The sequence below is a fragment of the Brucella sp. NBRC 113783 genome (genome assembly GCF_040372265.1).
GTDB lineage: Bacteria > Pseudomonadota > Alphaproteobacteria > Rhizobiales > Rhizobiaceae > Brucella > Brucella teleogrylli.
This window is the reverse complement of the sequence record NZ_BAABRX010000002.1, coordinates 826,640-845,004: the sequence shown is the minus strand read 5'-3', so window position 1 is coordinate 845,004 and position 18,365 is coordinate 826,640. Positions and strand designations below refer to the sequence as shown.

The window sequence follows — 18,365 nt, the reverse complement described above, 5'->3', positions numbered from 1 at the left end:
CATGCAGATTAAAAGGGAGTTGGCACGTGAGCGCACACGACACGGCTGAGCCGACACGGCGTGATTTTCTCTATATTGCGACGGGAATGGCCGGTGTGGTCGGTGTTGGCGGACTGGCATGGCCGTTTATCGACCAGATGCGTCCAGACGCTTCGACACTCGCAGCCGCTTCCATCGAAGTCGACGTTTCTTCTCTTGCAGAAGGCGCGTCCCTGACCGTCAAATGGCGCGGCAAGCCGGTATTCATCCGCAACCGTTCCGCCAAGGAAGTGGAAGAAGGCAAGAGCGCGGCTCTCGGTGACCTGAAGGACCCGATCGCCCGCAACGCAAACCTTCCATCGGATGCGCAGGCAACCGACGTTGCTCGTTCGGCAGGCGAAGGCAAGGAAAACTGGCTCATCATGATCGGCGTATGCACGCATCTCGGCTGCGTACCGCTCGGTGAGTCCGGTTCTTTCGGCGGCTGGTTCTGCCCATGCCATGGCTCGACCTATGACACTGCGGGTCGTATCCGCAGCGGCCCGGCACCGGAAAACATGCACATCCCGCAATATGCGTTCACTTCCGATACGGTCATCAGGATCGGCTAAAACAGGTCTTGGGGAGAGAAGACATGAGTGGTGGACACTCCACATATACGCCGAAGACCGGCATCGAAAAATGGGTCGACGAACGGCTTCCCTTGCCGCGTCTGGTCTATGATTCCTTCGTGGCCTATCCGACGCCGCGTAACCTGAACTACATGTACACCTTTGGTGGCATTTTGAGCTTCATGCTCATCTCGCAGATTCTGACCGGCATCGTTCTGGCGATGCACTATGCTGCGGATACGGGCATCGCGTTCAATTCCGTCGAAAAAATCATGCGCGACGTCAACTCCGGCTGGCTTCTGCGCTACATGCACTCCAACGGTGCATCCTTCTTCTTCATCGCCGTTTATCTGCACATTGCACGCGGTCTGTACTACGGCTCCTACAAGGCGCCGCGCGAGCTTCTGTGGATCCTCGGCGTGGTGATCTTCCTTCTCATGATGGCGACCGCCTTCATGGGCTATGTGCTGCCATGGGGCCAGATGTCCTTCTGGGGTGCAACGGTTATCACCGGCTTCTTCACGGCCTTTCCGGTCATAGGCGAGCCGATACAGCAGCTTCTCCTTGGCGGCTTTGCGGTCGACAATCCGACGCTGAACCGCTTCTTCTCGCTGCACTACCTGCTGCCGTTCATGATTGCCGGCGTTGTCGTCCTGCACGTCTGGGCGCTGCATGTCACCGGCCAGACCAACCCGACCGGCATTGAAGTGAAGTCGAAGACCGATACGGTTGCCTTCACGCCTTATGCGACCATCAAGGACGCTTTCGGCGCGCTCGTCTTCTTCGTGTTCTTCGCCTATTTCGTCTTCTACATGCCAAACTTCCTCGGCCACCCGGATAACTATATCCCGGCCGACTCGCTCAAGACGCCTGCTCACATCGTTCCTGAATGGTACTTCCTGCCGTTCTACGCGATGCTGCGCGCCATCACCTTCAATATCGGCCCGATCGATTCGAAGCTCGGCGGTGTTCTGACGATGTTCGGTTCGATCGCTATCCTCTTCGTGGTTCCCTGGCTCGATACGTCGAAGGTTCGTTCGGCTGTCTATCGCCCGTGGTTCAAGCTGTTCTTCTGGCTCTTCGTGATCAACGCCATCTTCCTTGGATGGCTGGGTTCGCGTCCTGCAGAAGGTTCCTATGTCTTCATGGCGCAGCTCGGTACGCTTTACTATTTCGCTTTCTTCATCGTCATCATGCCGGTTCTCGGCCTGATCGAGACGCCGAAGCGTCTGCCCAACTCGATTACCGAGGCGGTGCTGGCGAAGAGCGAAGGCAAGGCCGAGATTGCCCCCGTGGAAATCAAGGGCTGAACCAGCGAGAGATATGAAGGACGTAATGATGAAAAACATCCTCAAGAGCTTCGCTGCCTTTGGTATCGCTCCGCTGGTCGCACTTGGTCTTTCCATGAGCGGTGCCTTCGCTGAGGAGGGCGGCAATGCGGCGGAACCTACGCATTTCCCGATCCACCACCCGACGCAGGAAAAGTGGAGCTTTGCCGGTCCGTTCGGCACCTATGACAAGGGCCAGCTGCAGCGCGGTCTGAAAGTCTATAAGGAAGTATGCTCGGCCTGCCATTCCATGAACCTGGTGGCCTTCCGTACGCTGGAAGACCTCGGCTATACGCCGGAACAGGTCAAAGCCTTTGCAGCCGAGTATGAAGTGCAGGACGGTCCGAACGCCGAAGGTGAAATGTTCACCCGCAAGGCGCTGCCGACAGACCATTTCCCGTCGCCATTTCCAAATGCGGCCGCAGCTGCTGCCGCAAACAATGGTGCGGCTCCGCCTGACTTCTCGCTGATCGCCAAGGCGCGCGCCGTGGAACGCGGCTTCCCGACCTTCATCTTCGACATTTTCACGCAATATGCCGAAGGTGGGCCGGATTATATTCACGCGCTTCTGACAGGCTTCGATGAGCAGCCGCCAGCGGGCATGCAGATTGCCGAAGGTACGCATTACAATCCGTACTTCATTTCGGCAAAGGCGCTTGCCATGGCCAAGCCGCTGAACGATGGTCAAGTGACCTATGATGATGGCTCGCCGCAGACGGTGGACCAATATTCGCGCGACGTTTCGGCATTCCTGATGTGGGCCGCTGAGCCGCATCTGGAACAGCGCAAGCGCACCGGCTTCCGGGTGATTGTGTTCCTGATTCTCTTTGCGGGTCTGGCTTATATCGCCAAGCGGTCGATCTGGTCTGATGTGAAGCACTGAGCATTCAGCTGACCGTTGAAAAGAGGGCGCCAGAAATGGCGTCCTTTTTGTTTGTGCGGGGCTGAATTACAATCGGCATCAGCCAAACCTGGCGCCGGAGCTGCCGTTTTGGATAAGTCTGCCCGCTGATGCGCGAATAAGCTTGGCGTGGCTGCGATATCGTGGTTGAAAGAGCGTAATAGCAAGATGCGCGCTCAGAGATGTCCCAGTTGGGACATCACGACCATGGACAAGCGCTGGCAATGTTTCAACTGAAAGGACTGAACATGGAATCCGGGCTCAACGCCAGTTTGAAGGATGCCATCAGAACCATTCCGGATTATCCCAAACCCGGCGTGCAGTTCCGCGACGTGACGACCCTTATGGGCGATGCGCAGGCGTTCCGCCGCGCGGTCGACGAACTGGTCTACCCCTATGCCGGTAACAAGGTAGATAAAGTCGCGGGCATCGAAGCGCGCGGCTTCATTCTGGGTGGCGCCATTGCTCACCAGATTTCCGCCGGTTTCGTGCCGATCCGCAAGAAGGGCAAGCTGCCGCGCGATACGGTGCGTATTGCTTACAGCCTTGAATATGGCATTGACGAAATGGAGATGCACCGCGACGCCATCGAGAAGGGCGAGCGCATCATTCTCGTGGACGATCTGATCGCCACCGGCGGCACGGCTGAAGCCGCTGCCAAGCTGTTGTTGCAGATGGGGGCGAATATCGTCGCCGCCTGCTTCATCATCGATCTGCCGGACCTCGGCGGACGCAAGAAGCTGGAAGCGCTCGGCGTACCCGTGCGCACGCTGGTTTCGTTCGAAGGCGATTGAGCACAAATATCTGCTTATGAAAAAGCCCGCTGCATGGCGGGCTTTTTCATGTCAGGCATCGAGCTTGGGCGGCAACTTGACCATGGCCGCATTGTCGAAGGACAGCACGTCTTCACCATTTTGATTATGCGCTCGCAAGGACATGGTCAGCATCGACCAGCCCGGACGCGACGCAAGCGCGCGCATCGCGTGAACGGTGCGCTTGAAGGTGATTGTGTCGCCCGCATAGACCGGCTTTGACCATTTCAGGTTTTCGAAGCCCGGCGAGGGGCCGAAAACCGGCGGGGTCTCGCCGCGCTTGAGGGCCTCGTTGGTCGCCTGCACGATGGAGGCGACATTCAGCTTCATGAATACAGCCGTCGTGTGCCAGCCAGAGGCGCACAGGCCGCCGAACAGACTGTTCTTTGCCGCTTCCGCATCGAGATGGAAAGGTTGCGGATCATATTTCGTGGCGAAGTCGATGATCTCTTCGGCGGTAAATGTATAGCTGCCGATATCCTGCTCGCGACCGAGATTGTCTTCAAGATAGCTCATCATGCACCCGCCTTGGCTTCCTGTGACGCAACGTAATCGCGGCGTCCCATCATACAGGGATGCTGCATTTCGCACACGGTTTCACCGCGCTGATTGACGAGCGCGTGGTGCAGCGTGACGAGACCGATTTCCGGGCGGCTCTTGGAAAGGCGACGGTCGATGACGGTGGTAACACCGCTCAGCGTATCGCCAGCCAGAACCGGGCGCTTCCAGCGCGTGAATTCGACGCCGGGGCCGCCTTGCGATGTGGAATTGGTCAGAAAGGCGTCGCAGACCAGACGCATGATCAGCGATACGGTCTGCCATCCCGAGGCGGCAAGACCGCCAAGTACGCTGGCTTTGCCCGCTTCTTCATCGAGGTGGAAGGGCTGCGGATCGAACGCGCGCGCGAATTCGATGATCTCTTCCTTGTTGATCGTGCGCGGGCCGAAAGGGATTTTCAGTCCCGGCACCATATCCTCATAGGCGTATTTCTGCTGGGGCTTGCTCACCCTCTATCTCCTCCAAATCGGTTTCAGGAAATGCTCTGAATATGCAAAGGCCGCCGGGAAACGGCGGCCTGATCGTATCAGGTGTTGAAGCGGAACAGCATCACATCGCCGTCATGGACGATGTATTCCTTGCCTTCGTCTCGGGCTTTGCCCGCTTCCTTGGCGCCGACTTCACCGTTGTATTTGACGTAGTCTTCATAGGCGATAGTCTGGGCGCGGATGAAGCCGCGCTCGAAATCGGTGTGGATCACACCGGCAGCGCCGGGAGCCTTGGTGCCGCGACGGATGGTCCAGGCGCGGGTTTCCTTCGGTCCAGCGGTGAAATAGGTGATGAGGTCGAGAAGCTTGTAACCGGCACGGATCAGGCGGTCGAGGCCCGGTTCCTCAAGGTCCATGCTTTCCAGATATTCCCTGGCTTCCTCATCGGGCAACTGGGCAACTTCCGCCTCGATAGCCGCGGAGATGATGACCGTCTGCGCGCCCTGTTCCTCGGCCATCTTTTCGACGGCTGCACTATATGCGTTGCCCTTGGCGGCATCGCCTTCGGCGACGTTGCAGACATAGAGTACAGGCTTGGAGGTGAGAAGGTTCAGGCCCTTCAGCGTCAGCAGGTCTTCTGCGGCGATATCCTTCAGCATCAGGCGAACAGGCTGGCCGTTCTGCAGCAGTTCAAGCGCTGCTTCCATCACCGGCAGGATGGTCAGCGCTTCCTTGTCCTTGCCGGTGGCGCGCTTGCGGATCTGCACGATGCGGCGCTCGATGCTTTCGAGGTCCGAGAGCATCAGTTCGGTTTCAACGGTCTGCGCGTCTGAAACCGGATCGATGCGGCCTTCGACATGGGTGATGTCGTCATCTTCGAAGCAGCGCAGCACATGCACGATGGCATCGACTTCGCGGATATTGGCGAGGAACTGGTTGCCGAGGCCTTCGCCCTTCGAAGCACCGCGCACAAGGCCGGCGATATCAACGAAGTTGATGCGGGTCGGGATGATTTCCTTCGAACCGGCGATCTTGGCAATATCGTTCTGGCGCGGATCGGGAACGGCCACTTCGCCGGTGTTCGGCTCAATGGTGCAGAACGGATAGTTTGCGGCCTGTGCGGCGGCCGTTTTGGTCAGCGCGTTGAAAAGCGTCGACTTGCCAACATTTGGCAGACCGACGATGCCGCATTTGAAACCCATGATCGTACCTGTCAGACTAGAATAGAATTACCGTCGCTATGCGACATTGAGGTGTGAAGCGTCAAGAGGCGCAGCCGTCGCGAAGGATTAATCCTTCTTCCCCAGCAGCTTTTTCAGCATTTCAGCCATCGGGCCGCTTTCGGGAATGGCCGGCTTCTTCTGGTTCTGCCGCGCCTGACGGATATGGCTCTGCGCCTTGGGCGGGGCCTTTTCCAGTTGCGCGGGGTCTGCCTTGAAACCGTTGGGCCGCTGATTGCCGTCGCCCATGGCGAGCGCAATGCGGTTCATGAAGCTGTTGTCATCGCCCGGCTTGGCGAGCAGGCCAATATTGTCGGCGACAGCGCCTAAGAGCGTGTCCAGCCATTCATTGTCGGCCTTGGCGAAATCGCCGAGAACATAATTATGCACCAGTTCCTTCGCGCCCGGATGGCCGATGCCAAGCCGCATGCGGCGATAATTCTGGCCGCCGGGGAAGGACTGGACATGCGCGTCGATGGATTTGATGCCGTTATGGCCGCCGGAGCCGCCGCCGGTCTTGATCCGCAGCTTGCCTGGAATGAGGTCGAGTTCGTCATAGATGACGACGAGATCGGCGGAAGTGAGCTTGTAGAAGCGCATAGCCTCGCCGACAGACTGGCCCGAGAGGTTCATGAAAGTGAGCGGCTTGATCAGCAGCACTTTCTCGCCGTCAATCACGCCATCGGCAATCTCGGCCTGAAATTTCTTCTGCCAGTTGGAGAAGCGATGGCGGCGGAATATTTCATCCGCCGCCATGAAACCGATATTATGCCGGTTATGCGCATATTTGGAGCCCGGATTGCCAAGACCTGCGATGAGCAGCATGGTTCAGAGCCCCCAAAATACGGAAAGCGATTATTCGCCGTCCTTGGCTTCTTCTTCAGCGCCTTCAGCAGCAGCTTCGTCCGACTTCAGGCCGGCAGGAGCAGCAATGGTGGCGATGGTGAAGTCGCGGTCCTGAATGGCAGCCGACACGCCCTTCGGCAGCTTGATTGCCGAAATGTGGACGGAGTCACCGATTTCAAGGCCGGTCAGGTCGAATTCGAGCGCTTCCGGAATTGCATTGGCCGGAACGATCAGTTCAACGTCGTGGCGAACGATGTTGAGAACGCCGCCGCGCTTGATGCCCGGTGCAGCTTCTTCGTTCTTGAAGTGAACAGGAACGTTCACGTGAACGACCGACTTGGCGGATACGCGCAGGAAGTCGACATGCTGCGGGAAGTCGCGGACTGGGTCCAGCTGGTAGTCCTTCGGGAGGACCTGAATCTTCTTGCCGTCTACTTCGATCGTGGCAACCGTGGTCTTAAAACCACCGCCATGAATCTTGTAGAAGATCTCCTTATAGGAGACGGCGATTGCGAGGGGCTCCTGCTTGTCGCCATAGATGACTGCAGGAATCTGGCCGTTGCGACGCAGTTCGCGGGAGGACCCCTTACCAACCCGGGTACGCAGATCGGCCTTGAGCACGTAAGTCTCGCTCATGGCATTTCCTTTCAAAGTTACTGGAGTGTCGTTCGCTTTCTGCGCATGATCTTGTGCGAAAACCGGTTTCGACTTTTCGGGATCATGCTTCAACAAACGACATGAAACAGCCCGTATCGTCTGCCACAAGGTGAAAGACCGGACCGCTCCATTCCGCGTTGCCTCCAAGGGTGTCTACGCGGATGGCGGTGGCTATAGACCATAGCGTGCGGCAGCGCAAGTTTTTTGGATTTGCCGTTGGGTGAGGGCTGACGAGGCCATAGTTGAAAAAATAGTCCCGGTAGCCTATATTCGGATCAGTAGCTGAAGCGCGAACTCCAGCTACCGTGTTCTTAGATAAAGAATTGAACCTGCACCGTCGCTTGCCAGCTGGTGCGGGTTTTCTTTATTCTAAGCGTGAATCTAATGGGTATAAACCACATAGAGTTCACCTCCGAATAGAAAGCAAAGCCCTTGCCAAGGTCGGAGCGGCTCATCCTCCCCGACGCGCCCGCTGGCTGGGCGCTTGCTGCTTTTGCCCCCGTTCAGATTGCTATCAAAACTTCTGATTGAAATCTACGGCCCAGCATCTGTGGGCATTCCGCATAACCGGTGGCATTCGCCGCGCCAAAGATGTTAAGCGGATGCCTGATCGACCGCAGGCTCTGCCGTGCGAGTCGTTTGTTTCGGTCATTCTTAAACAAGGAGGCGAGATGCAGGTCGGTATCGACATGGGTGCTGTTGCTGGAAGCGGTTCTGCCTCGGCAGCGGCGCTTGGCGGTGGCAAGCAGGCCATGCTTGATCTTGAGGAGCTTCTCGCCACGCGCCTGCTCGTGCAGGGCAATTCCGGCTCCGGCAAGTCGCATCTTCTGCGCCGGCTGCTGGAACAGAGCGCGCAATGGGTGCAGCAATGCATCGTCGACCCGGAAGGGGATTTTGTCACGCTGGCCGATCTTTACGGCCATGTCGTCGTTGACGCCGCCCGCACCGAAGCCGAATTGACCCGCATTGCCGGACGCATCCGCCAGCACCGTGTTTCGGTGGTGCTCAATCTCGAAGGTCTCGATGTCGAGCAGCAGATGCGCTCGGCGGCGGCGTTTCTCGGCGGTCTGTTCGATGCCGAACGAGACTACTGGTATCCGATGCTTGTCGTGGTGGATGAGGCGCAGCTTTTTGCGCCTGCCGCCGCTGGCGAAGTGTCCGACGAAGCGCGCAAGCTTTCGCTCGGTGCGATGACCAATCTCATGTGTCGCGGGCGCAAGCGCGGGCTGGCCGGTGTCATCGCCACGCAGCGTCTGGCCAAGCTTGCCAAGAACGTGGCTGCCGAGGCTTCCAACTTTCTGATGGGCCGCACCTTCCTCGATATCGATATGGCGCGCGCCGCGGATCTGCTGGGCATGGAGCGTAAGCAGGCGGAAATGTTCCGCGATCTGGAGCGCGGGCATTTCGTGGCGCTTGGACCGGCGCTGTCGCGGCGTCCGCTGCCGATCCGCATCGGCACGGTGGAAACTTCGGCCCGTTCGTCGTCGCCGAAGCTGATGCCGCTGCCCGATGCGCCGGAAGATGCGCTTGATTTGATCTTTACGCCCGCGCCACAGGAAATCCGCACCGTCGTGCGTCGGACGCCCCCACCTCCACCGCCGCCATCCACGGCGGAAATTCTGGCACAGGTGGCCAAGCCCAAGCCCGAGGCAGAGCCCGTGGAAGCGCCGCTTTTCCCCGGTATCGTGGAAGCGGAACGCGACGAGCTTCTCGATAAGGTCATGCGCGAGATCGTAGACGACCCGGAAGCCTCGTTCCGGTCTGTGGCGGTTCTCTATCAGGACTTTCTGGTGCGCTGTCGCATTCACCGCGTTCCGGGCGAACCGCTGGCACTGCCTGCCTTCCGCCGCAGGCTGGCGGTGGCGCAGGCCAGCATTGAAAGCGATGTGGCGAGCAGCGAAACATGGCAGCAGGCGCTGTCGCTGTCGGAAAGCCTCACCGACGATGTGCAGGGCGTGTTCCTGATCGTGGCGCAGGCGGCCGTCACCGGTGCGCCTTGCCCCTCCGATGCGGCGCTGGCGCGGGCCTATGGCACGCATTCGTTCAGCCGTGCCCGGCGTTTGCTGACTTATTTCGAGGAGCGTGGGCTGCTGGTGGTCCGCAATGATTTCAAGGGAATGCGCATCGTGAATTTCCCTGATCTTGGCTGCGAAACGGCACCGGGTGATCCCAATGCCCCGGACGATATGGTGGAAGAGGGTGCTGCCGCCGAGTAGACTGTGAAGACCGTCATGAACCTGTAATGTTTATCGCCGACAGCTTGCGGTGGAATCAATCAGGACGGTCACGTGACAGAGCCAGTAAAGCAGCCAGATTTCAGAGAGCTTTTCACGACTTTCGGCAAAGTGGGTCTGCTGTCTTTTGGCGGTCCGGCGGCTCAGATCGCCATGCTGCAACGTATCATCGTCGATGAGAAGAAATGGATGGATCAGGAAAGGCTGATCCATGCGCTGAACTTTTGCATGTTGTTGCCGGGGCCGGAAGCCATGCAGCTTGCGACCTATTCCGGCTGGGCGGTTAAAGGCTGGCGCGGCGGCCTGCTGGCGGGGCTGTTGTTCGTGCTGCCCGGCGCTGTCGTGATGCTTGGTCTCTCCGCGCTCTACATCGCCTTCGGGCATGTGGAGGTCGTGGCCGGCTTGCTGTTCGGGCTTAAGGCAGCGGTGCTGGCTGTGGTGTTCGAAGCGCTTTACCGCATGGCCAAGCGGACACTGGCTTCAGGCTTTTCCTACGCCGTGGCGATTGCGGCGTTTATTGCCATCGCGCTTTTGAAACTGCCGTTTCCGCTTGTTGTGCTGCTTGCAGCTTTGGCAGGCGGTCTGCGCCATATCGTGCAGGGCAGCGGGGCGGGAACTGGTCTGGGCGAGGCGAGACCCGGAGCATTGCGCGAATTCACGCAGCAAACGCTGGTCTGGGGCGGGCTCTGGCTCGTGCCGCTCATCCTTCTTTATCTGGCCTTCGGCGGCACGCATGTCTTCGTGCAGGAAGCCGCCTTTTTCTCAAAGCTTGCCGCTGTGACTTTCGGTGGCGCCTATGCGGCCCTTTCCTATACGGCGCAGCAGGCGGTCGAACATTTCGGCTGGATGAAGCCGGGCGAAATGCTGACCGGGCTGGGGCTGGCCGAAACCACGCCGGGACCGCTGATCCTCGTGCTCGTTTTCGTGGGCTTTGTGGGGGCGGCCAACCTGTCCGGCCTGCCGCCAATTCTGGGTGGCTTTGTCGGCGGCTTCATTGCGCTCTGGTTTACCTTCGTGCCGTGTTTTCTATGGATATTGGCGGGAGCGCCATTCGTGGAGCGGCTGCGTCAGGTGCGCTGGCTTTCGGCCATGCTGGGTGGCATCACGGCGGCGGTGGTGGGTGTGATCGCCAATCTGGCGCTGTGGTTCTCGCTGCATGTGCTGTTTGCACAGGTGCTGGATAAGATGGTGGGGCCGTTCAGCGTGCCCTTGCCGGTCTGGAGCACAATAGACAATGCCGCCGTCCTGATTGCAGGCGCGGCGGCATTGCTGCTTGTCGTCTTGAAACTCAACATGCCGCTCGTGCTGTTGCTGGCGGCATGCCTCGGAATTGCTATCCGACTGGTGTTTTAATCGAACAGGCTCGAAACGGACTCTTCCGCTGCGGTGCGCGCAATAGCTTCGCCGATCAGATCGGAGATCGAGAGCACGCGGATATTCGGCGCATCGTTGATCGCGGTGGTCGGCTGTATGGAATCGGTGATCACCAGTTCCTTCAGCTTCGACGCAGCGATACGGGCAACCGCGCCACCGGAGAGAACGCCATGCGTGATGTAAGCGGTGACGCTGTTCGCGCCCTTGGCCAGCAGGGCCTCGGCTGCGTTGCAGAGCGTGCCGCCGGAATCGACGATATCGTCGAACAGCAGGCAGTCCTTGCCAGCCACTTCACCGATGACGTTCATGACTTCCGATTCACCCGGACGTTCGCGACGCTTGTCCACGATGGCGAGCTGCGCGTCGATGCGCTTGGCCAATGAGCGGGCGCGAACTACACCGCCGACGTCCGGCGATACGACCATGCAGTTGCCGGTGGCGTAATTGGCCTTCACGTCACGGGCGATAACCGGAACGGCATAGAGATTGTCGGTCGGAATGTCGAAGAAGCCCTGAATCTGACCGGCATGAAGATCAAGGGTCAGAACGCGGTTTGCACCGGCTTCAGTGATGAGGTTGGAAACCAGCTTTGCCGAAATCGGCGTGCGCGGGCCGGGCTTGCGGTCCTGACGGGCATAGCCGAAATAGGGCAGGACGGCGGTGATGCGGCGCGCCGACGAACGGCGGAAGGCGTCGATCATGATGAGCAGTTCCATCAGGTGATCGTTTGCCGGATAGGACGTCGATTGCAGAACGAACACGTCTTCGCCGCGCACGTTTTCCTGAATCTCTACGAAAATCTCCTGATCGGCGAAGCGGCGAACGCTTGCCTTGCCGAGCGGGATGTTGAGATATTTAGCAACGGATTCGGCAAGTGCCCGGTTGGAGTTGCCTGCGAAAAGTTTCATTCTTTTTGCCTCTGAGCCGATGCGATAGGTTTGCGGTTTCGTTCTGTCGCAAAAAGTCCGTATAACGGACGTAATCTTGTTTCGCGCATGGACCGCAACGATGCGGGGCCCAGCAACGTCATCCTTTAAAAACTTTAAAGCCGCGTACTTTTGGCCGGTCAGGTTAAGTACAGCAGCTTACAAGGTTTTCTCGAATGTGGGGCCTATTGCAAAGAGTCACCGTCATTGCAAGGCCCGACTGTTCACAATTGTTGAAAAAGGCCGGAAATCCGGCCTTTCCGCGTGTCAAAAAGCGGGGATTCAGTAAGGGATTTCAGTTCCTTGCTGAAAATGCTCAAAGTTTATGCGCGATTTGCCGCAAGCCAGGTAGAATATTCCTGCATGGTGCGGTCGGCGATGGCCTGCATGGTGGCGGGCTGCACCACGCTCCATGAGTCTGCCGCTGCACCTTGCACTTTCTCCTGTCCCTGAATGCGGTGCAGCCGGTTGCCGGAAGCATCCAGCACATCCCAGACATAGAGAACGGTCGTCTGGTTGTCCTCGGAGAGAACCGAGAAGTACCCCTTCATGACATAGGCTGCGCTGGTGTCATTGGAGCCTGCCAGCTCGACGCCCTTGGCTTTGGCGTCGTCATTCATGCGGTGCGTCAGCGGCGTCACCACATTGACGGGCGCGCCGACAATGGGCGCGATGTGCAATTTGCCCGGCTTCAGTGTTGCCGTTCGCGCCGATGTCGTGGCCGGTGTTGTGGAAGGCGTTGCTGTCGTATTGGCAGTTGCGGGCGCAGTCGTGCCGGCGGGCGAGGTCGCCTGTCCGTTAGCCGGTTGTCCGGCAGTTTGGCCAGAGCCCTGCACATTCAGTGCGGATTCGGTGCTGTTGCAGGCAGCGAGCGCTCCGGCAAGCAACAGCATCATCGAAATATGTGCCTTGTTCATGGTCGGCTTCATGCTCCTGAAAACACATGGTCCTGAAAATACAGGCGGTTCTCACGTCAGGCCGATTTATCGCCGATCGTGGGCCGTTTGACAATGATGTCAGGCGATAAGCATATCAAGAGAATGGCGGGATAATGGCTGAGCCGCACCATTTGTTGTGAGATATGTCTGTCCGAGCGTCATTGCAGCGCCGCTGTCGGAGTCCATGATGATCATATGCGCAAAGAGCGTCATGTCCGGCTGGATGCTTTCCGGATTGCCCGCATAGAACATTTGCGGGTCCATCCAGGAGGGTGTGAAGCGTGCCCCGACCGAGTAGCCGCAGGCATTCAGCCGGTGACGGGTCAGCCCGTGCGCTTCCATGGTGCGGGCATGGGCGTCGAACACATCACCGAATGTCGAAGCCGGTGTTATCGCCGCCTCTACGGCCTCCAGCGCCTCGCGGGCGGCATCGTAAAGCTTGACGTGGTGTTCTGTCGGCTGGCCAATCAGGATCGTGCGCATCATCGGCGCGTGATAATGGCGGAACACGCCCGACCATTCGAGCGTAAGCTGGTCCGTGGCAGCAAGCGTGCGGCGACCGGATTTATAGCGGCAGAGCAGGGCGTCTTCGCCGGAGCCGATGATATATTCATTGGCCGGATAGTCGCCGTCACCGGAAAAATTGGCGCTCATCATGGCGGCCAGAATATCGGCTTCGCTTGCGCCCGCGCGGGTGGTTTTCAGCGCGGCGTCGAGCGCATCGTCGCTCAGTTGCGCTGCGCGCTTGGCATAGGCGATTTCCGCCGGGCTTTTCAAAAGGCGCAGGCGGTCCACCATGCCGGATGCGTCGAACAATTTGGCAAAGCTCTGCAATTGCTCGTCGAGCCTGCGGGCATTCGCGCCGGTGAGGCCGTGGGTCTGGTATTCGATGCCGATGCGTGTGCCGAGCAGATCAAGCTCGGTCAGGATATTGCGCAAATCCGCTGCCGGATTGGCATTGTCGCGGTCGGTCCAGACAACGATGTTCTCGATATTGGATGTCTGGCGCGCCTGGCGCAGATCCGCCGAGCGCGTCATCAGCACCATCGAGCCGTCGGCCTTCACAACAAGGCACTGGAAGAAGCAGAAGCCGAACGTGTCATAGCCGGTCAGCCAATACATGCTTTCCTGTGCGAACAGCAGCAGGGCATCAAGCTTGTCCTCCTCCATCTTCAAGATCAGACGGTCGCGGCGTGCGGCGAATTCTTCCGGCTCGAAGTGAAGGGCCATGCGGTTCTCCTCAAATGGAATCTTTGGTGTCCAGAATAGCAATGGCTGCAATCTGGCGTCCATAATCCGGCTCTTTGCGGTGCGTCGTGCGCCGGTAGGAATAGAACTGGTCTTCGTCGGCATAGGTGCACTGGCGAAGGGATTCTGCCTGTACGCCCGCTTTGGTCAGACGGTCGGTGATGAAGGTCCACAGATCGAAAAGCTTGTGATCCGGCTTGTCCGAGGCGCGGAAATAGCGTGCATAGGCCGGGTCTTTGCTCAGAAACTCCGTATAGAACTCCGGTCCGACTTCATAATTGTCGGGGCCGATTGTCGGCCCAAGAACCGCGACGATGTTCTCGCGCTTAGCGCCAAGCCCGATCATCGCGTCAATGGTGTTTTCCAGCACGCCGCTGAATGCGCCCCGCCAGCCCGCATGGGCGGAACCGATGACACCGGCCTCGTGGTCTGCAAACAGGACGGGACCGCAATCGGCAGACAGCGCGCCGAGCGCAATGCCGGGAACATTGGTCACCATGGCATCGGCCTTGGGGCGTGGCGAATCAAAAGGCGCGGTCACATGCAGCACGTCGGGCGAATGAACCTGATGCACCGTCAGGAGATGATCCGGTGCGACGCCAAGCGATTCTGCCACACGGCGGCGGTTTTCCGCGACATGTTCGGCCACATCATCCGATCCGGCTCCGACATTCAGCCCGGCATAAATACCGTCCGAAACGCCGCCTTTTCGCGTGAAAAAGCCGTGCGCAATGCGCTTGCCGGCCTGACCGGCGGGCTTGTCGAGCAGAGGCGAGCGGAGCGGTTGCGGCATGTCGGTCATAGCATATTGGCCTTATTAAACGGCGGGATGGTGGGGGAGGCAGGGTGGCTTGTCAATTGCAGCTTTTTGAAGGGCAATTGGCGCTAGCTTTGTTCGAACGGTATGAGCCGGGTGTCGCGATCGCTGAACGCCAGCACCTTGAACAAGGTGCCCATCTGTTCAGGTGCTGCCAGGCGTTCCACATCCTGCCGGATCTTTTCCTGAAAAGCAGTGTCGCGCCCGCTACCCAGACGACCTGCGCGGTCGAGCAGGCCCATGGCCAGCAGGAATTCGCCTTGGGTCATGGTGCCGGTCTTGCAACGCGAGGCGCGTGCAGTCTGCTCCAGAATATCGAAATCGACATGACTGGTCAGGTCGGCTTCCCCCGGGTGAGCAAAAACATCGTCATAGCCGTGTTTGAGCATCGCTTGCAGCGTGTCGCCAAAGCCGGATTGAAGATGGCCGTAATCGATGTTGAGCGCCGCGCCGCGCGTCTTAGCGATACGCTGCGCGATTTCCTGCAACAGAGCGGTTCGTGCGGGAGCAGCTTCGAAGATTGTGCCGTCAGGGGTCTGCGCATGGTCTTTTGGTAGAAGCGCCAGGTCGATCCCGCCTACGCCGCTGACAAAATGAAATTCCTCATTTTCATCAAGCGAAATCAGCCGTTCCACAAAACGTCCGTTCGACTTGACGAATTGCCGGAACGGGATCGCGTCGAACAACTCGTTCGAAACGAGGACCAGTGGGCCGGTGGGGATGTCGGCAAAACGTTCGAACCAGGTGACGGAGACGCCCGTATCGGCGAGCTTCTGCTTCTGCTTTTCGACAAGGCGCGGACTGGTCTCGACCATCGCAACCTGCAGGCTCGCCAGCATTTGCGGGGCAAGCTTGCCAATGCTGCGCAACATGTCGCCCATCAGCGTCCCTCGTCCGGGTCCGATTTCGCACAGCACGGTGTTGGCAGGGCGGCCAAGCGCATCCCATTGCGCGACACACCAGATGCCGATCAACTCGCCGAACATCTGGCTCACTTCTGGCGCGGTGATGAAATCACCCTCGCGACCGAACGGTTCGCGGGTCGTGTAATAGCCGGATTCCCGGTCACCGAGACATGCGGCCATATAGTCGGCAACGCTGATCGGTCCCGTCGTGGCGATCAGCCGTTTCAGCCGGTCTTTGAGCGAAGTTTCAGGCATCTTTGGCTGCTGCGCGGTTGGCGCGCCACATCGCCCACAGGCCGATCAGCACCATCGGCACCGAAAGCACCATACCCATGGTCAGCCAGCCGCCAACCAGATAGCCGAGCTGTGCATCCGGCTCGCGGAAGAACTCGACCGCAATGCGGCTGAGGCCATAGCCGGTCACGAATGCGCCCGCAATAAAGCCCGGCTTCTTCAGCTTGCGACCGACCCAGACCAGCAGGAGCAGAACGAAAAACAGCACGAAACCTTCGAGGAAGGCTTCATAAAGCTGGCTTGGATGGCGCGGCAGCGGCCCGCCATTCGGGAAATAGACAGCCCATGGCGCATCGCTGACGCGGCCCCAGAGTTCGGAATTGATGAAGTTGGCGACACGCACCACGCCGAGGCCGACCGGCACACCGGCGGCGACCACATCGAACATGCTCCACACCTTGATGCCGCGTGAGCGGGCAAACAGGATCATGGCGATGGTGGTGCCGAGAATGCCGCCATGGAACGACATGCCGCCATCCCAGACAGCGGGAATGGCAAGCGGGTTGGAGAGATAATAGGAGAAATTATAGAACAGCACATAGCCGATGCGACCGCCCAGCACGACGCCAAGTGCTGCCCAGATGACGAAATCGTCGAGCGCTTCCGGCGCCATCGGCGGGTTGTTATGTGTCCAGAGACGATGGCTGCGCAAAAGCTTCTTGCCGTACCACCATGCGAACATGATGCCGACGACATAGCCAAGGCCGTACCAGTGCACCGCCAGCGGTCCGATGGAAAAGATCACCGGATCAATATTCGGAAAGGCGAGGGCCGACGCGGGCAGCAACGTCTCTATCATGAAATCACTCCATTTTGTGACGGAACATGCTGGACGAACCGGCAACGGTCAAGCTGTCCCGCAAACGCCTTACAACACGATCACTTTCTATAGCTGCGCTTGCATCGGAACTGAGACGGCCCTATTTCAATTTTATGTTTTCAACAGGTCTCTCCTGCAAAGTAAGGAACGATTGCCATGACCAGCGGACAAAACCGGGTTCTCGACGAACTCGCCAAGCTTGTGACGGATGCGGCAGGCGCTGCGCAAGGCGTGCGCCGTGAAGTGGAAACGGCCTTGCGCTCGCAAGGGGAACGTGTACTCAACACGCTCGACGTCGTGCAGCGCGAAGACTTCGAAGCGGTGCGCGAAATGGCCATCAAGGCACGTGCCGAAAACAGTGCATTGCTGGCAAGAATCGAAGCACTTGAAGCACGACTTGCCAAATTTGAAGTTGATTCTGATGCCAAATCGGCAAAATCGGCCTCTTCGACGGCAAAATCCAAAAATAATTCCTGATTATTTATTAACAGGCCGCGGGCGGTAAAAACCCTTGTCTTAGAGTCGCTTAAGGCAATGCTCGCGGCCAGTCCCTTTCATGTTTCCACATGCTTTCATGTCTCTTTTCTGAAAAGGGACTGGCGTTCAGATTCAGCATCAATAGACTGAAAACACTACATGATTCGAAGTGTGGTCATGTAGGCGGCGGCGAGGGGCTGTAGTTCTAGTTTTCGCGTCTTCAGGCTGCTTTCCAGTATCAGTTGCGTATGTGCGTGTGCCATTGAGGCGCTTGCATGCTGTTTGGCATGCCGGTTCCTCGACCGATCAATTCGTGCCTGTTTTTCTGCGCTTGTTCTTGCGCGGCGGCGGGTGCGGGCGAGCAATTCTTGCACGCCGGGAATTTGAGATATCCAGCTTGAGGGTGTCTCACAGAACAGGAAACGGACATGAGCCTTCTTGAGCTTGAATTCGCACGCGAGGCGCATCCGGTGGATGTGATCGAGCAGGTTGCGCATTCAAACGACTGGACATTCGAGCGGACTGGCGACGATGAAATCGCAATTTCGGTTGCGGGCAACTGGACTGACTATCACATCTCATTTTCCTGGATGGAAGATTTCGAGGCGCTACATCTGGCTTGCGCCTTCGACATCAAGGTGGCGGAACCGCGTGTGAACGAGGTGATGCGCCTGCTTTCGCTGATCAACGAAAAGCTTCTCATGGGGCATTTCGACCTTTGGCAACAGGAAGGTGCCATCATGTACCGCCAGTCGCTGTTGCTGGCCGGTGGTGCAGAACCGACCAGCCGTCAGGTGGAAGTGCTGCTGGCCGCAGCGCTTGAAGCTTGCGAGACCTATTTCCAGGCCTTCCAGTTCGTGGTCTGGTCGGGTGTCAGCGCGCGGGAGTCGCTGGAAAGCGTTGTGTTCGAAACAGTCGGACGCGCCTGATCAGAATCAAACGATAGCCCGGCGGGAAAAGCGCGGGGCTATGCACGGCAGACGAAAGCGGAC

At 58.5% G+C, this 18,365-nt stretch carries 19 protein-coding genes; 8 read left to right on the top strand and 11 right to left on the bottom strand.

Annotation, left to right across the window (positions count from 1 at the left end; all coding sequences use genetic code 11):
• Positions 1-26: 26 nt before the first annotated feature.
• The 4 genes from petA (at position 27) to ABWW11_RS09375 (ending at position 3,613) form a co-directional block, all read left to right on the top strand.
• A complete protein-coding gene (gene petA / locus ABWW11_RS09390; RefSeq protein WP_109369505.1) occupies positions 27-590 on the top strand; it encodes a ubiquinol-cytochrome c reductase iron-sulfur subunit in 564 nt (187 codons plus the stop codon).
• Between the two features lie 23 nt (positions 591-613).
• A complete protein-coding gene (locus ABWW11_RS09385; RefSeq protein WP_109369504.1) occupies positions 614-1,900 on the top strand; it encodes a cytochrome b in 1,287 nt (428 codons plus the stop codon).
• Positions 1,901-1,928: 28 nt separating this feature from the next.
• The gene (locus ABWW11_RS09380; RefSeq protein WP_171318556.1) at positions 1,929-2,801 is read left to right on the top strand and encodes a cytochrome c1; all 873 of its coding nucleotides are present in this window, start codon (positions 1,929-1,931) and stop codon (positions 2,799-2,801) included.
• Between the two features lie 266 nt (positions 2,802-3,067).
• Complete coding sequence (locus ABWW11_RS09375; protein WP_109369502.1) at positions 3,068-3,613, top strand: adenine phosphoribosyltransferase; 546 nt, start codon at positions 3,068-3,070, stop codon at positions 3,611-3,613.
• A gap of 51 nt (positions 3,614-3,664) precedes the next feature.
• Here the strand turns inward: ABWW11_RS09375 and ABWW11_RS09370 are convergent, their stop codons facing one another.
• The 5 genes from ABWW11_RS09370 to ABWW11_RS09350 form a co-directional block, all read right to left on the bottom strand.
• A complete protein-coding gene (locus ABWW11_RS09370) occupies positions 3,665-4,147 on the bottom strand; it encodes a MaoC family dehydratase (RefSeq protein WP_109370275.1) in 483 nt (160 codons plus the stop codon).
• Entirely contained in the window at positions 4,147-4,638 is a 492-nt protein-coding gene (locus ABWW11_RS09365) for a MaoC family dehydratase (protein ID WP_109369501.1), read from the bottom strand. The genes ABWW11_RS09370 and ABWW11_RS09365 overlap by 1 nt, the downstream gene beginning before the upstream one ends.
• A gap of 77 nt (positions 4,639-4,715) precedes the next feature.
• The gene (ychF, locus tag ABWW11_RS09360; protein ID WP_109369500.1) at positions 4,716-5,819 is read right to left on the bottom strand and encodes a redox-regulated ATPase YchF; all 1,104 of its coding nucleotides are present in this window, start codon (positions 5,817-5,819) and stop codon (positions 4,716-4,718) included.
• 87 nt (positions 5,820-5,906) lie between these two features.
• Positions 5,907-6,662: an aminoacyl-tRNA hydrolase gene (pth, locus tag ABWW11_RS09355; RefSeq protein WP_109369499.1), complete on the bottom strand. Its 756-nt coding sequence runs from the start codon at positions 6,660-6,662 to the stop codon at positions 5,907-5,909.
• A gap of 30 nt (positions 6,663-6,692) precedes the next feature.
• Complete coding sequence (locus tag ABWW11_RS09350; RefSeq protein ID WP_109369498.1) at positions 6,693-7,319, bottom strand: 50S ribosomal protein L25/general stress protein Ctc; 627 nt, start codon at positions 7,317-7,319, stop codon at positions 6,693-6,695.
• Between the two features lie 692 nt (positions 7,320-8,011).
• Here ABWW11_RS09350 and ABWW11_RS09345 point away from each other — a divergent pair.
• Together ABWW11_RS09345 and chrA are read left to right on the top strand one after the other, a co-directional pair.
• Positions 8,012-9,556, top strand: coding sequence for an ATP-binding protein (locus tag ABWW11_RS09345; RefSeq protein WP_109369497.1), 1,545 nt, complete (start codon positions 8,012-8,014; stop codon positions 9,554-9,556).
• A 72-nt stretch (positions 9,557-9,628) separates the two neighbouring features.
• Complete coding sequence (chrA, locus tag ABWW11_RS09340; protein ID WP_109369496.1) at positions 9,629-10,927, top strand: chromate efflux transporter; 1,299 nt, start codon at positions 9,629-9,631, stop codon at positions 10,925-10,927.
• Here chrA and ABWW11_RS09335 read toward each other — a convergent pair.
• The 6 genes from ABWW11_RS09335 to lgt form a co-directional block, all read right to left on the bottom strand.
• Positions 10,924-11,856: a ribose-phosphate pyrophosphokinase gene (locus ABWW11_RS09335; protein WP_109369495.1), complete on the bottom strand. Its 933-nt coding sequence runs from the start codon at positions 11,854-11,856 to the stop codon at positions 10,924-10,926. The two genes, chrA and ABWW11_RS09335, sit on opposite strands and share 4 nt — an antisense overlap.
• 341 nt (positions 11,857-12,197) lie before the next feature.
• Positions 12,198-12,803, bottom strand: coding sequence for a hypothetical protein (locus ABWW11_RS09330; protein ID WP_109369494.1), 606 nt, complete (start codon positions 12,801-12,803; stop codon positions 12,198-12,200).
• An 87-nt stretch (positions 12,804-12,890) separates the two neighbouring features.
• Complete coding sequence (locus ABWW11_RS09325; RefSeq protein WP_109369493.1) at positions 12,891-14,042, bottom strand: M24 family metallopeptidase; 1,152 nt, start codon at positions 14,040-14,042, stop codon at positions 12,891-12,893.
• Between the two features lie 10 nt (positions 14,043-14,052).
• Complete coding sequence (gene pgeF, locus ABWW11_RS09320; RefSeq protein ID WP_109369492.1) at positions 14,053-14,862, bottom strand: peptidoglycan editing factor PgeF; 810 nt, start codon at positions 14,860-14,862, stop codon at positions 14,053-14,055.
• An 83-nt stretch (positions 14,863-14,945) separates the two neighbouring features.
• Positions 14,946-16,037: a class I SAM-dependent methyltransferase gene (locus ABWW11_RS09315; RefSeq protein ID WP_109369491.1), complete on the bottom strand. Its 1,092-nt coding sequence runs from the start codon at positions 16,035-16,037 to the stop codon at positions 14,946-14,948.
• Positions 16,030-16,875: a prolipoprotein diacylglyceryl transferase gene (gene lgt, locus ABWW11_RS09310; protein WP_109369490.1), complete on the bottom strand. Its 846-nt coding sequence runs from the start codon at positions 16,873-16,875 to the stop codon at positions 16,030-16,032. Before lgt ends, ABWW11_RS09315 begins: the two co-directional genes overlap by 8 nt.
• Before the next feature lie 177 nt (positions 16,876-17,052).
• On the opposite strand from lgt, the gene ABWW11_RS09305 reads away from it, so the two are divergent.
• Entirely contained in the window at positions 17,053-17,373 is a 321-nt protein-coding gene (locus tag ABWW11_RS09305) for an accessory factor UbiK family protein (protein WP_109369489.1), read from the top strand.
• A 428-nt stretch (positions 17,374-17,801) separates the two neighbouring features.
• Positions 17,802-18,302 carry a type III secretion system chaperone family protein gene (locus ABWW11_RS09300; RefSeq protein ID WP_078338736.1) on the top strand — a complete coding sequence of 167 codons (501 nt, stop codon included), beginning with the start codon at positions 17,802-17,804 and terminating at the stop codon, positions 18,300-18,302.
• Positions 18,303-18,365: the final 63 nt, after the last annotated feature.

What these genes read in the sequence shown, in the direction of transcription:
- pth (WP_109369499.1), bottom strand. Translation starts at nt 6,662, where the DNA reads ATGCTGCTCATCGCAGGTCTTGGCAATCCGGGCTCCAAATATGCGCAT.
- ABWW11_RS09375 (WP_109369502.1), top strand. Translation starts at nt 3,068, where the DNA reads ATGGAATCCGGGCTCAACGCCAGTTTGAAGGATGCCATCAGAACCATT.
- ABWW11_RS09350 (WP_109369498.1), bottom strand. Translation starts at nt 7,319, where the DNA reads ATGAGCGAGACTTACGTGCTCAAGGCCGATCTGCGTACCCGGGTTGGT.
- ABWW11_RS09330 (WP_109369494.1), bottom strand. Translation starts at nt 12,803, where the DNA reads ATGAAGCCGACCATGAACAAGGCACATATTTCGATGATGCTGTTGCTT.
- ABWW11_RS09315 (WP_109369491.1), bottom strand. Translation starts at nt 16,037, where the DNA reads ATGCCTGAAACTTCGCTCAAAGACCGGCTGAAACGGCTGATCGCCACG.
- ABWW11_RS09305 (WP_109369489.1), top strand. Translation starts at nt 17,053, where the DNA reads ATGACCAGCGGACAAAACCGGGTTCTCGACGAACTCGCCAAGCTTGTG.
- pgeF (WP_109369492.1), bottom strand. Translation starts at nt 14,862, where the DNA reads ATGACCGACATGCCGCAACCGCTCCGCTCGCCTCTGCTCGACAAGCCC.
- ABWW11_RS09335 (WP_109369495.1), bottom strand. Translation starts at nt 11,856, where the DNA reads ATGAAACTTTTCGCAGGCAACTCCAACCGGGCACTTGCCGAATCCGTT.
- ABWW11_RS09345 (WP_109369497.1), top strand. Translation starts at nt 8,012, where the DNA reads ATGCAGGTCGGTATCGACATGGGTGCTGTTGCTGGAAGCGGTTCTGCC.
- ABWW11_RS09385 (WP_109369504.1), top strand. Translation starts at nt 614, where the DNA reads ATGAGTGGTGGACACTCCACATATACGCCGAAGACCGGCATCGAAAAA.
- ychF (WP_109369500.1), bottom strand. Translation starts at nt 5,819, where the DNA reads ATGGGTTTCAAATGCGGCATCGTCGGTCTGCCAAATGTTGGCAAGTCG.
- ABWW11_RS09370 (WP_109370275.1), bottom strand. Translation starts at nt 4,147, where the DNA reads ATGAGCTATCTTGAAGACAATCTCGGTCGCGAGCAGGATATCGGCAGC.
- ABWW11_RS09325 (WP_109369493.1), bottom strand. Translation starts at nt 14,042, where the DNA reads ATGGCCCTTCACTTCGAGCCGGAAGAATTCGCCGCACGCCGCGACCGT.
- ABWW11_RS09300 (WP_078338736.1), top strand. Translation starts at nt 17,802, where the DNA reads ATGAGCCTTCTTGAGCTTGAATTCGCACGCGAGGCGCATCCGGTGGAT.
- lgt (WP_109369490.1), bottom strand. Translation starts at nt 16,875, where the DNA reads ATGATAGAGACGTTGCTGCCCGCGTCGGCCCTCGCCTTTCCGAATATT.
- ABWW11_RS09380 (WP_171318556.1), top strand. Translation starts at nt 1,929, where the DNA reads ATGAAAAACATCCTCAAGAGCTTCGCTGCCTTTGGTATCGCTCCGCTG.